Origin of the sequence: Micromonospora sp. NPDC048894 (genome assembly GCF_040649765.1) — a bacterium.
Classification (GTDB): domain Bacteria; phylum Actinomycetota; class Actinomycetes; order Mycobacteriales; family Micromonosporaceae; genus Micromonospora; species Micromonospora antibiotica.
Window position 1 is genome coordinate 13,251 of sequence record NZ_JBEZFY010000015.1, and the last position, 13,708, is coordinate 26,958.

Genomic DNA, 13,708 nt, shown 5'->3' on the forward strand with positions numbered 1-13,708 from the left:
CATGGCCCGACCCGAACTTCCCATCGGCACCTGGGGTGCCATCCGTACCGAGAAACTCGCCCCCAACCGGTTCCGCGCCCGGGCCCGGTTTCGTGACTACGACGGCAAGACCCGCGACATCGAAGCCACCGACACCACCCGTGCCGCCGCCGAACGGGCACTGAAGGTCAAGCTACGTGACCGCACCACCCCCAACGACGACGAGATCACCCGGGAGACCCGCGTCAGCCGGCTGGCCGAAGTGTGGATCGAAGAGATCACCGCCGAGGAACGGATCGCGCCCCAGACCATCCACCGGTACGAGACCAGCGTGCGTACCGCGATCCTGCCCGCCCTCGGCAAGCTCCGAATCCGAGAGACCAGCGTCGGACGCCTGGACCGGTTCCTCCGCGAGATCGCCAAGGACCGCCCCGCAGCGGCCAAAGGCGTCAAGGTCGTCCTCAGCCAGATGTTCGCGCTGGCCGTCCGTCACGGAGCGATCCCCACCAACCCCGTACGCGACACCGGTCGGCTCCGCAAACCCCGCCGCACCGTAGTCGCTCTCTCCGACGAACATCTCCACGCCGTCCGCACCGCCATCCGCGACTGGCAGCGCCCGGTCCCCGGCAAACCCGGCCCTCGACACACCGGCGACCTGGCCGACGTCGTCGACCTCATGCTCGCCACCGGCGCCCGCATCGGCGAGATCCTCGCCCTGCGCTGGGAAGACCTCGACCTCGCCACCGAACGCCCCACCCTGACGATCTGCGGCACCCTGGTCTTCGTCAAAAGCCAGGGAAATTACCGGCAACCCTGGACCAAGAGCGACGCCGGCTACCGGAGGGTCGTCCTGCCCCGCTTCGCCGTCGGCATGCTCATGGCCCGCAAGATCGACGCCCCCGACAACGTCCACGACGCGATCTTCGCGTCCCGACGCGGCACCTGGCTCTCCCCGAACAACGTCCGCCGCCAGTGGCGTCAGGCCCGCGCCGACACCGACCTCGCCTGGGTCACCCCGCACACCTTCCGCAAGACCGTCGCCACCCTCATCAAGGAAGAAAAGGACACCAAGAGCGCGTCCGCGCAGCTCGGACACTCCAGCGAAGAGGTCACCGACACCTACTACATCGCCAAACCCGTCCAAGCCCCGGACGTCTCCGACATCCTCGAACGGCTCGGCACCCACCGCCAGCACCGTTCCTCACCAGCAACAACCAACGATGCACATGGATGAAAAAACCTGACCGTCGACCCCGGTAAACGGGGGGGTTCGGGGGGCGGTTCAAATCTTAATAGATGAAAATCAAAGCCCTGACCAGCGTTCCCGCTGGTCAGGGCTTTTCGTCTGTCGGGACGGCCGGATTCGAACCGACGACCCCTTGACCCCCAGTAGTTGAGGGTCCCAGCGGCGTGCTCAAGCACGTTCTCCCAGGTCGCCTACCAGCATACTCAGCCGAGTAAAGGAGTTGATCGCTCACCTCGCCGCAACCTCGCCGATGCGAGATGGTTCTGCCGCTACCCCGTGGGCGCGTCGTGTCGACGTCGACCTGGGTGACTCACCCAGCCCGAGGTCCGCAGCCAGTCATCCTCCAACCTCGGTACCGCCGACCGTCAGGCGCGGTCCGCGCGCCTTCCAGGGTGTCCCAACCCTCGGTTAGTTTCTCTCCGTAGGCGTGAAAGGGAGGCAGATTTTGGCCGTGGATCACAGTTCGCCCAGAGCATGGCTGATGCTTGCTGTCGGCGCAGATCGACAGCACGGAGGCAACGACGGGTACGACGACGACCCGGACGTTCACTACAGCTGGGACGACACCGTTGCGAACGCCCGGACCGTGGCTGTCGGTGATCGCATCGTCCTGTGGGACAAGGAGGCGGTTATCGGTGCCTCCCTGATCGAGGAGATCGAGACCGGCCACGCGGAGAAGATCCTCTACCGGTGCCCTTACTGCGGCAAAGCGAACATCAAGAGACGCAAGCGCGATTCACCCGCGTTCAGGTGCCACCCGTGCGCGGACACCTTCGACGTTGCTGCAACCCGGGTGGAACGCGTCGAGACCTTTCGGTCCCGCCACGACGCCAACTGGATCGACCTGGGGCGCTGCCTGGAAGGAGAAACCCTGCGCAACCTCTGCGCCTCACCGAAATCTCAGCTCAGCATGCGTCTTCTGCGCTGGGACGCTTTTGCCGAGGCATTGCAGCGTGCCGGCAGGGGGCGGGGTGCGATTTTCCTTGAGGAGGCGAGCAGTTGGGCCCAGTCACGCCAGGGCGGGCACCGGCACGCGAGGGTGCGCGTCCGTGTGGGTCAGCGTGGGTTCAGGGAACGCCTGCTCGCGGCTCTGGGGCCGGTGTGCGCCTTCACCGGGCCTGGTCCTGCCGCAGTGTTGGAGGCGGCGCACCTGTACAGCTATGCAGCGGTTGGCCAGCACCATGATGATGGTGGGCTGCTCTTGAGACGGGATGTTCACCGGCTCTTTGATCAGGGGGACATCGCGGTTGACCCGCGCACCATGACGATCAGTCTGCGAGACGAACTGGCCAGGTACCCGGGCTACGCGCCTTTGCAGGGGCAGCCGCTCGCCACGAAGCTGGATCGTGGACACATTGGTTGGATAGAGAAGCACTGGACGCAGCACCGCCCTGATTCTCCCTCAGCGACCGCAGCCACCACAGCATGACCGGGGAGAGCTACTAGTGCAGGGTCTTCTCCCTTGGGACTGCTCGGGAAGCGACGGCCCACGCCCACCAGTCCTCAACGCATGTATTGCGACAGGTCGAGCAGGTCCTTCGGCAGCGCGCCCACGAGTGCCGGCTCACCCGATCCCGAGTACATGAAGGTCAGGCATCGCCGTGCCCGTGTGACGAGTACGTACAGACCCATCTGCATGGCGTCACTGGCGATGTCGCCGGACACACTCTGGAGTTCGGGAACGATCACCGAGTCGAATTCGAGACCCTTCACACTCTGCCAGGTGACCAGCTTGATGCCGGGTCCGCTGAAGGCAGGGTCTGAGAGGATCCCGGTACGCCGTCCGCTGACATAGCCCTGCAACGGGTTGAGGGTGCGGTGGTCGAGTTGGTGGTGGTAGTAGAACAGGTCCCTGCCGCGGTGAAGGATCACTCCGATCGTTTCGTTCGGATGCTGCTTCTCGTGTAGAAGCAGGTGCTCGGCCACCTCAGCCTTGTGCGGCACCCTGATCAGGCGAGGTACGGGACCGTCCGGCAGTGCGTCGGTGGTGCTGCCGTCACCGGGGCGGAAGTGGTCGGCGAGGTCGCGGATCGGGCGGCTGTTGCGCACGGTGCCGGGCAGTGCCACGGTTCGATTGGTCCGTACCGCGGCGGCGATTTCCCGGACGGTGCTCTGGCGGAGTCCGATGCGTTGGTTCTCGTCGGCGAACACGGTCACGGACGAGGACAGGGCACCGATGGCGAGGTAGAAGGCGGCCGGCATGTCCTGGCCCTCGTCGACCACGAAGTACGGCCGTGGCTCCACAACGGGTGGGTCACTCATGATGGCTGTCAGGCAGGCCATCCAGTCGACTTCGTACCGTTCGAGCATCGGTGGGTTTCGCCGGTAGTGCTTCTGCCAGAAGGCGTGCAGCCATTTGTGGTAGGTCGTTGCGACATCGGCGGCGCCGATCTGTGCCACTGCGGCGCGGGTGTAGGCGGAGAGCACTTTGCTATACATGAGCATCACAGTCGGTCTACCCGAGCGGTGCAGGGCCGCTGCCCGGTAGATCGCTGTAATCGTCTTACCTGCCCCGGGGCTGCCGGTGATGAGGTGTGATTCCTCAAACGGTAGGGCGAGGACCTCCCGTTGGGCGGGGCTGAGGTCGAGCAGCGGTGGCAGTAGCAGTGTCACGTCGTGCCTGCCTGTACAGCGATGAGCTCGGCGAGGGGGTCACGCAGGAAGCCGTACTCGTCGTCGATCACGAGAGTCCGGTCCAGCAGGACATTGCCCATCGTGCAGCTCGTTTCGGAGACCAACGTGCAGGCGTGGCAGGCGGCCATCGACAAGCCCGAAGGGCCCTGCGATCTCGACTCCCGGCACACCGGGTCAAGCGAGCACCACCGGGCGGCGGCGAGAGTGGCGGCGATGGTCATGACGAGCCGTCCCGCCTCGCCGGAGCGGGCGAGGCCACCGAGGGTGCCTTCGGCATCGCCAGCGGCGGTGTAGATCAGCACCCCGGCCATCGGGGTGTCGGAGTCCGGTGTGCTGGCATAGATGCGTTCGCGCAGGGACGAGCAGGGGTAGCCGGCGTCGAAGGCGAGCTGGCGCATCAGGAGGTGGGCGATGGTGTGCAGCAGGACCAGACGCGGCGTGGGACTGCTCTCGATCCATCTGGCGTGCATGCTGCCGGCGAAACGTTTGCGGAGCGTGGTCGCGCGTCGGACCACGGAAGTCTGCAGTTCCCACCGTCGGAGGTTCTCCTCGTCGAAGACGAGGAAGATGCCTTCGCCGTACACCTCCACCGCCGGTAGGGAGGTGCTGCGGGTTCCCAGATCGGCGGGGATGCGGGTGTCCATGGTGTGGCGACGGAAGCCACGCAGAACCCGGACCTCGCGTAGGCGGTCGACCAAGACGATGTCGGAGATGGCCGTTCTCATCCGGTCGACGACGGGATCCAACCGGCCGTGGCCCGCGGATGCCGGTAAGGGCGTGTGCCGGGTGATGAACCGGTCGTCCGGATGGTGTGCTGCGCGCGGGTTGGTCAGTGCCTGCCATTCGCGCTCGGCCAGGTCCTCGGAACCTTCCGGACCGGCGTCGGCGCCCGTGGTACCGAGGCGGTCGTTCAGGATGGCGATGACCTGTCTCTCGTTGACATTCTCCTGCTCGGCAATCATGCCGATCAAACGCTCACGCAGTGGGCCCTCGGGGTCCTTGTGGAGCAGGGCGAAGTACGCGTTCTGCTCGACCCGGGCAGCGGTACCGCCCCAGGTGACCCAGTCGGAGTCGGGGGGGAGGTCGATAGCGGATCCGGTGTCGGGGAAGTAGACGCTCGATGCACCGCGTTGCAGGACGACGGGCGGCTGATCGCAGCTCACCGCCTCGGTGTCACGCTGCCAGGGCTGCCGCCCCCGGCAGCGGATGTTGATGCGGTTCAGTGCGCGGGGCGACGTCAGCTCAGCGAGGTTCCTGCCGGCCCGGCAGGTCCGACACCGGACCCGGAGTGACTCCAATCCGCCACCCACGGTCGTCAGGTGCTCGAACTGCAGCTCAGCCCGTCCACACTGGCGCTGCTCACGTCCCTGCCCGCCCCCGGAGTGGGCCCACTGCACCCAGGGCACGTCGTCGAGGTGGCCGTTGCCGCAGACCGCCACGAACCTCATCGGCACGAGCTGGGGGCTGCGGCCGCAGTGCTGGCAGCGGGGGATCTTTCCCGGCTGTTCCTGGCGGACGCTCCAGTGCGTCATGGTGCGGCAGGTGCCGCAGAACAACCATTGCGGGAACCGGTAGTAGGGCAGCCTGCCGTCGCGCGGCGCCGGGGGTAGGCGGAGTTCCTCCGCACCGAAGTGGGCCGCGATGCGCGGGGCGGCCAGAATTATCCGCCGCCCCTTCCACCGGGTGACGTCCTCAGCGACGAAGGACTCACCGAGCATGTCCACGATCGCGCCGACGCCGAACGGCGAAAGGGCCTGCATGCGTCGTAGCCGACGGTCCGTCACTGCCCCTCCCCCCGCACCAGCACTCGGGCATCGGTGTCGACGTTGCGCATCGAGTCGAGTGTCGGCCATCCCGGTCCTGGCATGTCGAACTTCCTCAGCAACTGGATGCGTTCGCGCCCTCCCCCGGTATAGGTGAGCCCCCCGAGTGGATGGGCGCGGTCGACGAGCCCGGCCCAGTGTTCCTCGAGTTGTTCGACGTGCCGGGCGACGTCGTCGGCCTCGTCCGGATCCGCAGCCCGCGCGCGGGCGACGAACTCCTGCACCAGGCTCCGCCAGGCGGGATCCTTCGGGTCGAATGCGGCGGCGGCGCGGTCGTCACGCCAGGTGTGCACGTGACGGGCGAGGATGACCAGTCCCGCGTGCAGCGCGCGGGTGCGTGCCGGCACCGAGAACGGTGTCACGGAGGTGGGTTCGACAACGCGGTAGAGGGAGGTGTGGTACGGGATGAACGACTCGTAGTGCGAGCGGTCGCGGGGTTTGGACGGCGAGTAGAGGGTCACCACCAGCCCGGGTTGGCGGCGCCCGACGCGGCTTGTGGCCTGGATGTATTCGGCGGTGGTTTTCGGTTGACCGACGACCAGCATGAGGCCCAGTCGGGGGACGTCGACACCGACGGAGATCATGTTGGTGCTGGGCACGAACGACACCGCACCGGGCTGCCCACGCTCGTGGAACAGCCGCTGGAGATGGCGGGGGATGTCCGCCGGTGGGATGTTGCTGGTCAGTTCCATGATTTCGGCGTCGTCAAGGTCACGGCGGTCGTCCTCGGCGGCCGCGATGACGCCCAGACGGGCGGGGATGTCGTCGTGTGCCAGGGTGACGGTCTTGCCGAGTTCCCGCAGACTGTTGTGGTAGGCGATCAGGGTCCAGTAGGCGTCGGCGGCCTTTGGTCCGAGCGGCAGCTCGACGGGGGCGTTGAGCATTGCCGCGGAGAGGTGGACCATCGCGGTCAGGGGTGTGTGACCCTGCGGCATCACTCCGGCGTAGAGCCGGCCGGGCCGGCCGGGGTCCGTTCGGACGAAGTAGGAGTCCTCGGCGTCGAGGCCGGAGGGCGGGAAGAGGGCGATGGGACGTCCGAAGACGCCGCGGGACTGGGCATCGGCGCGACGGATGGTGGCGGTGGAGGCGACGATCTTTGGGCATGTGCCGTGGTGCGCCATCGCCACGTCGAACGCGGCCTCGTAGAGCCCGACGATGGTGCCGAGCGGCCCGGAGATGAGGTGGAACTCGTCCTGGATGATCAGCGCGGGACCGGGGTCGGCGCCGGTGCCGATGAACACTCCCGCGCGCGGTTCGCGGGTGAACCGGGCGAATTTGTCCACGGTGGCGACCAGCAGCGTCGGCGGGTCGGTGTAGAGGGCGTCGTCGACAGATGAGACCGGCAGGGAGGTGTGGAAGTCGCAGTCGATGTTGGGGCAGTTGATCCGGAAGCTGTTGTTGTCTGCGTGCACTCCCCAGGCGTCGTCAGGTGCGTTGCCGGTCGGGAGGATGTGGGTGCCGCACCACGGACAGCGTTCGACCTGGAAGCTCTTGGTCGTCGGTTCATGGTTGCGGATCGTCTGGAGCAGGTCGACGGCGTCGGCGAAGTTGTTGGGGCTGTTGTTGCCGCCGACCCAGATGCCGATGGAGACCGCCCGCGTTCCCAGTTCCTCCGGGCGTTGCTGTCGGAGGAGTTCGCAGGCGCAGATCAGGGTGGCCGCCCGCTGGAACTGTTGGGCGGTCAGTAGCCGCAGGGTGTAGCGGGTGATGACGGTGGTCCCGGCGCCGGCGTCGCCGAGGGTCAGGCGTCGGTGGAAGACGGTGAAGGCAACCAGACCGAGATACGCCTCGGTCTTCCCGCCGCCGGTGGGGAACCAGATCAGGTCGACGAGATCACGGTCGTCGTGCTTTGTGTCGACGATGGAGGGAAGGGAAAGCAGGACGAACGCCAGTTGGAACGGTCGCCAGCTGCGGTGCGGGTCGTCGTAGTCGGGCGTGGCGGGGAGACGGTCGGTCCAGGCGCGGCCGGTGCCGGCGAACCGGGGCCCGCTTCGGATCATCTGCATCAGCATGGCCCTGTTCGCCAGGACGAAGGCGCGTCGGGCGGTGGGGTCCTGTTCGAGCAGGTGCACACCTTCACGCATCCGGGCCCGGGCGCGGTCGACGCGTTGCAGGAGCCGGTCGGCCGCCGCCACGAGGGGTGCGGCCACGTCGTCGCGGCGGGTGCGGGTCTGCTGCGCCCAGTGGTCGTAGCTGTCGACGAAGGCGTGCAGTCTGCTGATGACTCCTGCGGGGTCCTGTTCGAGCCCGGTGAGGTAGTTCAGGCTCAGTGCCTCCTGGTCGCCCGGCAGTTCGAAGGCGACGTCGGGGACGACGTGGCTGGGTAGGAAGGTCGTCTGCACCGACGTGGCCCTGTCGCCCTGCGCCTGCCAGCTCGCGGCGGCGCCGTGGCCGAGGGCGAAGACGGGGATCTTGCGGTAGAGCAGCGCGAGTTCCTCTTCCTCGGGGTCGGAATGGAGTCGCAGCGTCGACGGGTACGGGGCGATGCCACCCTCGATTGGGCTGCACCGCAGTGTCACCTGCAGCAGGCAGTCGGAAGGATCCAACTTCCCGTGCTCCGACAGTTCCCGTTGGTTGACGAGGGAGACGGTGACCAGCACGCCGTCGCCGAACTCCCGCCAGACGATGGCCACGGAGGCGTCGCCGTCGAACAGGTCGTGTGTGGTCTGAAGGCCACCTGTCGGGGGCTCGGCGATCAGGGCAGCACTGCCGGTGGCGGCCAGTGGCTGACGTCGCCACTTCTGCCGGTCCTCGCGGACGTAGCGTGCGGCTGTCACCTCGATCCGCAGGGCGGAGCGTGTGCTGGTGACGAAGCTCAGTCCGACCGAGCTGGGCAGCAGTTGTCCGGCCAGGGCCACCGGGTCCTCGTCGCTGTCGGTCTCGTCGGTGGATCCGACAGCCGGGGCGTCGTCGACGATGTCGTCGTCATGGGCGTCGAGGGACGCCTCGCCGGGGAACATGATGCCGGCCAGGTACCGGCGGTCGGGTCGCTCGGTGAGGACCTCGTCCTCCCCGGTCCAGGGGCCGACAAGCTGCCGGCGAAGGTAGTCCAGGACAAGATTCCGGTCCTCGGAATCACGGGGAGCGGGTGTGGTGGTCACCGGTCGCCCCCCTGCTGGTGCGTCTGCCCTCCGGTGGCCATCCAGAGTCCGACCCTCGCGCGTGTCATTCCCACGTAGAGGTTGCGGATCCGGCCGGGATCAGCCGGGCCGACGTCGCCCAGGAGGATGAACCGGCTCTCGAGCCCCTTGAAGTCCTCGACCTTCGCGAAGGCGATCCGGCCCCTGGCAGGTCGTCGCAGCGTGTGTAGATCCAGGACGTCGATGCGGTGCCGCCACCGCGCCGGCAGTTCCGCGAACAGGGACTCCTGCAGAGGCAACGGGGACAACAGGATGATGTCCGTGTTCGGAATTCCGTTGTCGAGGAGCCGGTCGAGTTCGGCGGCGGCTGCCGCGGCCCGGCGGGAGCGGTCGGGCTCGTCGACCACCGTCACGTCGGGCCCTTCGCCGGCCGAGGAGACACCCGTGTCCGCCCCGGTCATCTGCTGGGTCGACGTCACGATCTGTCGGGTGTTCCGGCAGTTGTCCTGCAACACCAGAGTGGCCGGCCGTAGGGACCTCAGATAGGCCAGGGCCTCGTCGTCGCAGGAGCCAACCAGCCCACGTTGGTTGTTGCTGTCGAGCAGTAGGTACCAACTGCCGTCAGTGAGGCCGCCGACGAGCCTGTTGTCCAGGCACGACAGGTCGGTGAAATTGACCATGTCCTGCGCCTCGTCGACCACGATGACGTCGAAGTCGGTGTCGGTGCCGGCCATGAGATTGGCGAGGGGGACGACATGTACGTCCTGCATTCCGGGTTGGTGGCGGACGAACCCGGCGACCACCTGGCTGCGGCAGGTGAACAGAGTCCGCTTGCCGCTCGCGGCGGATCTGCGGGCCAGTTCGGCCGCGAGCATCGTCTTGCCCGTGCCTGCCCCGCCCTCCACAAGGAGCCGCGGGTTGGTGGCCCACTGATCGAGCGTGCGGTACTGACCCGTGGTGAGGGCGACGAGGTCGGCTTCCGCATCCGTGACGATCTGGCGCAGGGTGGGGACGGCGTCGAAGTCGGGCCGCAGGGCCTGCAGAATCTCCCGGAGGAGTGGTTCATCGAGAGTGGCCTGACGCCCTCCGGGCTTGGCCCGCCAGTAGTCCGCCATCCGACCCAGGCTGCGTTGCAGTCCATCGGTGCGGTCGAGTTGCCTGCGGTCGATCAGTGTCTCTTCGTCCCACTCGACCGAGGCCTGCTCGGGTAGTTGGCAGTCCGGGAAGACGACGGCGAAACCGATGGGGATGGCGCGCATCGTGTCGCGGCCGAGGCGCTCCTCGAGACGGCGCTGCAGGCTGAACATGGCGGTGGTAGCCTGCGCGAACGGGCTTTCCTTGCGCCGGCGTTCCTGGCCGGTGCGGTCGCGGTAGGTCCAGACGCCGTTGGTGCAGCCGGCGTAGCCGCCCTTGACCTCGATCACGTACACGCCGCGCCGCCCGGCGAGGACGAAATCGATCTCGCTGACACGCTTCCAGACGTGCGCCGGCAGATTGAGGCTGTGCAGAGCGAAGCTCCAACCGGCATCCACGAGTTTCAGACGTCGGTAGATCGCGGCCTCGGCGGCACTCTTCATCAACGGGGAGATCGGGTCAGGAACCATCTGCACCCGCTGGATTGTGCACGATGATGGGGCCTCGCGCCGTACCTCTCCGTGGTTGTCGGCGTCCACAATGGTGGACGTGACGTCTTCAGCCAACCCAGAGGTTGTTCAACTGTGTGTGCAGCTGCTAATGGCGCATGTCCGGGACGGAGCCGTCGGGGACTGGGAGATCGACAGTGTTCTGGAGCTGGCCGGGGACACCCACGCGGCGGTACGGCAGCAGGTCGTCGAGGGGATGGTCGGGCGGGGTGTGGCCGTCATCGCCGCGCCGGATGGCGACGGGCGTGACGGGCGTGGGGCGGGCGGCGACATCGACCCTGCCCAGGTGCAACGTTCGATCGCCGACGCCCGGAGGCTGCTGCGTAGGGACAGGGTCTCGCCGCGGCCCTGGGACCGGGTGCTCACGGCGTCCGAGGAGGTCGGCCTGGCGCTCCTGCTGCGCGGGGGTCAGTACCAGCCGCACGAAGAGGTTCCGCACGGCTTCCGTGCAGGCCTCGACGTCTCGGATGAACGGGCGCGGGCCTTCGACGCGATGGTGCTGCACAACCGGCGGCTCGTGATGTCGGTTGCCGGCGGTCACCTAGGACAGGGACTGGACAGTGAGGATTTGGACCAGCATGGCGTTGTGGGCCTGATGCGGGCGGTCGAGCGGTTCGATCCCACCCGTGGTCTGAAGTTCTCCACCTACGCGGTCTGGTGGATCCGTCAGGCCGTGACGAGGGCGGTCGCCAATGAGAGCCGTTTGATCCGTCTGCCGGTGCACAAGTGGGACCAGATACGTCGGGTGGTGGCGAGCCGGAACCGGCTGTTGACCCGATCCGGAACGGCAACCGTGTCGGAAATCTGTCACGAGCTCGGCTTGGACCCGGCGACGGTCGTCGAATGCCTGCGACTGCATGCCGGGGTGGTGTCGTTGGATCTGCTCATCGGGGACGGCAACGCGGCGCTGGCGGATTTTGTGACCGCAGCCGACGACACTCTGCGACCCGATGTGGTGACGCAGCGTCAGGAGACGTTGACGATCCTCCGCGCCTCCCTGGCCGATCTCCCCGTTCGCTCAGCGGCGATCCTGACCCTGCGGGCCGGCGTCGGCACCGGCGCGCCGATGACTCTCGAGGAGATCGGACAGCGGCTCGGGATCACCCGCGAACGCGTCCGCCAGTTGGAGAAGAAGGCACTGCCGCAGCTACGCGAGCGGATGACGGCACGTCTGGGCGGCGAACCGTCGAGGGGCGATGATCTCGTGCACTGATGACCGGGTTGCGCGGATGTCGGGGCGGTACCCGTTAACGACGCCGACTCGTGCGGGCCGAACAGCACCGACGCGCGTCCCGTCCGACGGTCTGCCGGACGCCCGACGGGTCAGCGCTGTCCAGTGCAACCGTCGTCCCCATCCAAGGAAACCGGACAGAACCGACGAAATATCGGAAATCAGCAAAGGGCGAACCGTCAGGGTCGGCGACATGCCCCCGAAGGCCCCCTCCAGCCTTGAACTGCCGCCGACCGGCAGCGCGGGTTGGGGTACGTTGTCGGCGATGACGCGACGCCCCACCGCTCTCAACCCCGCCGTGTCGGCGCAGATGAGCCGGATGCCGCGGACGCGGACAAAACCAGAGATGTCGCTGCGACGGGAACTGCACCGACGAGGGCTACGGTTCAGGGTGAACCATCCCGGGTTTCCCGGCCGACCCGACATCGCTTTCACACGGGCACGACTGGCGGTGTTCGTCGACGGCTGTTTCTGGCACCTGTGCCCGCAGCACGCGGTACTGCCGAAGAACAACGCCACGTGGTGGCGGGAGAAACTGCACCGTAACGTGCAGCGTGACCGTGAAAAGGACGAGGCATTGGCAGCACTCGGCTGGACGGTGCTGCACGTCTGGGAACACGAGGACCCCATGGCAGTGGCGGAAATCGTCGAACAACTCTGGCGGGCACGGTGCCGATCGGACGCCACAGCATGGCCGGTCACGTGAGGCAGGGTGGGTGTGGCATCCTGGTCCTCACGGACGACGTGAGCGGAGGTGCCCATGCCGGGTAGAGCGTGGTATGACGTGGCGCCCTCAGCCGCACGGCTGACCGGATCGCTGCGCGATATCGGGTACGAGTTCCCGACCGCGGTGGCGGACATCGTCGACAACAGCGTCGCGGCAGGGGCCACCCGCATCGACGTGACCGTCGAGTTCGACGGGGAGGACTCCCGCGTTGTGATCGCCGACGACGGTCACGGCATGTCACACGGCCAGCTGACAGAGGCTCTGCGCTTCGGCACGAGGCGTTCGTACCGGCGCGGCGAACTGGGTCGCTACGGTCTCGGCCTCAAGACCGCGTCACTGTCGCAGTGCCGGACGCTCACCGTAATCAGCCGCAGCAGCCGGTCGGTGGCACGGACGAGCGCCCGGCAGCTGGACCTCGACCTTGTGGAGGAATGGGACCAGTGGGTCGTGGTGGACCCGTCCCCGCAGGATCCGGTGGTCCGCAGCGCGCGGCAGGGGTTGGCCGAAGGCACCGGCACCGTGGTCGTCTGGCAGACGCTCGACCGCGTACTGCCGGAGAAGCGCCCGTCGGGCGGCTGGGCCCGACGGCGTCTGGAGACCCTGGCGGCGCGGACGTCGGACCATCTCAGCATGGTCTTCCACCGCTATTTGGAAGGATCCGATGGGCTCGCCCCGCTGGTGATGTCGGTGAACGGGCAGAAGCTGCGGCCGTGGAACCCGTTCGCTCCAGAGGAGCCGCACACCTCTGAGCTGCCCCGGCAGCAGTTCGAGATCGAATTGGCGGGCGGCGTCGGGCTGGTTCAGCTCAGACGGTTCGTTCTGCCGCCGCGTGACCGCTTCACCTCGGCCACCGAATTCGAACGGCACTCGGGTCCGCTGAACTGGAACCGGCAGCAGGGTCTGTACGTGTACCGGGCCAACCGGCTGGTGCAGTGGGGCGGATGGGGTGGGATCCGCGGTATCGACGAACACACGAAGCTGGCTAGGGCAGCGCTGGATTTCGACAACGACCTCGACACCGCATTCAACATCAACGTCGCAAAGATGCGCGTCAGTCTGCCGGCCCAGTTGCGCCAGATCCTGGAGGCGCCGGTCAATGAACTGTGTGTCCTGGCCAATGACGCCTACCGCAGGACCTCACGGGGTTCGGCACGGCCCGTGCCGGCGGACGTCAACGCATCACCCGAGGTGCGTGCCGCCACCCACGCGGCCGCCACCGCCGGTCTCGCCCTACGGATGGCCGCCATGCAGGCAGATCAGTGGGTGGCATGGGAACGCATCGAGGAGACCCTGCGCGCCCAGTCGCCCGAGGTGGCGCAGCTGCTCGGACTGGACCGCTGAGCGG

General features: G+C 67.3%; 9 protein-coding genes. 5 read left to right on the plus strand and 4 right to left on the minus strand.

Annotation, left to right across the window (positions count from 1 at the left end; translation table 11 throughout):
* The first annotated feature begins 1 nt into the window (after position 1).
* Positions 2 to 1,213, plus strand: coding sequence for a tyrosine-type recombinase/integrase (locus AB0C22_RS26040; RefSeq protein WP_357537576.1), 1,212 nt, complete (start codon positions 2 to 4; stop codon positions 1,211 to 1,213).
* Between the two features lie 493 nt (positions 1,214 to 1,706).
* The gene (locus tag AB0C22_RS26045) at positions 1,707 to 2,654 is read left to right on the plus strand and encodes an HNH endonuclease signature motif containing protein (protein WP_357537578.1); all 948 of its coding nucleotides are present in this window, start codon (positions 1,707 to 1,709) and stop codon (positions 2,652 to 2,654) included.
* A gap of 74 nt (positions 2,655 to 2,728) precedes the next feature.
* Here the strand turns inward: AB0C22_RS26045 and AB0C22_RS26050 are convergent, their stop codons facing one another.
* Genes AB0C22_RS26050 through AB0C22_RS26065 form a run of 4 tightly spaced genes read right to left on the minus strand, consistent with a single transcriptional unit; the run spans position 2,729 to position 10,366 of the window.
* On the minus strand, positions 2,729 to 3,838 hold the full coding sequence (locus tag AB0C22_RS26050; protein ID WP_357537580.1) for an AAA family ATPase: 1,110 nt from the start codon (positions 3,836 to 3,838) through the stop codon (positions 2,729 to 2,731).
* On the minus strand, positions 3,835 to 5,643 hold the full coding sequence (locus AB0C22_RS26055) for a DUF1998 domain-containing protein (RefSeq protein WP_357537582.1): 1,809 nt from the start codon (positions 5,641 to 5,643) through the stop codon (positions 3,835 to 3,837). Before AB0C22_RS26055 ends, AB0C22_RS26050 begins: the two co-directional genes overlap by 4 nt.
* Positions 5,640 to 8,783, minus strand: coding sequence for a helicase-related protein (locus AB0C22_RS26060; protein WP_357537584.1), 3,144 nt, complete (start codon positions 8,781 to 8,783; stop codon positions 5,640 to 5,642). Before AB0C22_RS26060 ends, AB0C22_RS26055 begins: the two co-directional genes overlap by 4 nt.
* Positions 8,780 to 10,366, minus strand: a complete 1,587-nt coding sequence (locus AB0C22_RS26065; protein ID WP_357537706.1) for an NERD domain-containing protein/DEAD/DEAH box helicase — start codon at positions 10,364 to 10,366, stop codon at positions 8,780 to 8,782. Before AB0C22_RS26065 ends, AB0C22_RS26060 begins: the two co-directional genes overlap by 4 nt.
* 79 nt (positions 10,367 to 10,445) lie before the next feature.
* Here AB0C22_RS26065 and AB0C22_RS26070 point away from each other — a divergent pair, with 79 nt between their 5' ends.
* From AB0C22_RS26070 to AB0C22_RS26080, 3 genes are all read left to right on the plus strand, one after another.
* Positions 10,446 to 11,618: a sigma-70 family RNA polymerase sigma factor gene (locus tag AB0C22_RS26070; RefSeq protein ID WP_357537586.1), complete on the plus strand. Its 1,173-nt coding sequence runs from the start codon at positions 10,446 to 10,448 to the stop codon at positions 11,616 to 11,618.
* A 283-nt stretch (positions 11,619 to 11,901) separates the two neighbouring features.
* Positions 11,902 to 12,342, plus strand: a complete 441-nt coding sequence (locus tag AB0C22_RS26075) for a very short patch repair endonuclease (protein ID WP_357537588.1) — start codon at positions 11,902 to 11,904, stop codon at positions 12,340 to 12,342.
* 78 nt (positions 12,343 to 12,420) lie between these two features.
* Positions 12,421 to 13,704, plus strand: a complete 1,284-nt coding sequence (locus tag AB0C22_RS26080) for an ATP-binding protein (RefSeq protein WP_357537590.1) — start codon at positions 12,421 to 12,423, stop codon at positions 13,702 to 13,704.
* Positions 13,705 to 13,708: the final 4 nt, after the last annotated feature.

Bases quoted from the DNA above. Each gene is read 5' to 3' on its own strand.
- AB0C22_RS26040 (WP_357537576.1), top strand. From the start codon at position 2: ATGGCCCGACCCGAACTTCCCATCGGCACCTGGGGTGCCATCCGTACC.
- AB0C22_RS26045 (WP_357537578.1), top strand. From the start codon at position 1,707: ATGCTTGCTGTCGGCGCAGATCGACAGCACGGAGGCAACGACGGGTAC.
- AB0C22_RS26065 (WP_357537706.1), bottom strand. From the start codon at position 10,366: ATGGTTCCTGACCCGATCTCCCCGTTGATGAAGAGTGCCGCCGAGGCC.
- AB0C22_RS26075 (WP_357537588.1), top strand. From the start codon at position 11,902: ATGACGCGACGCCCCACCGCTCTCAACCCCGCCGTGTCGGCGCAGATG.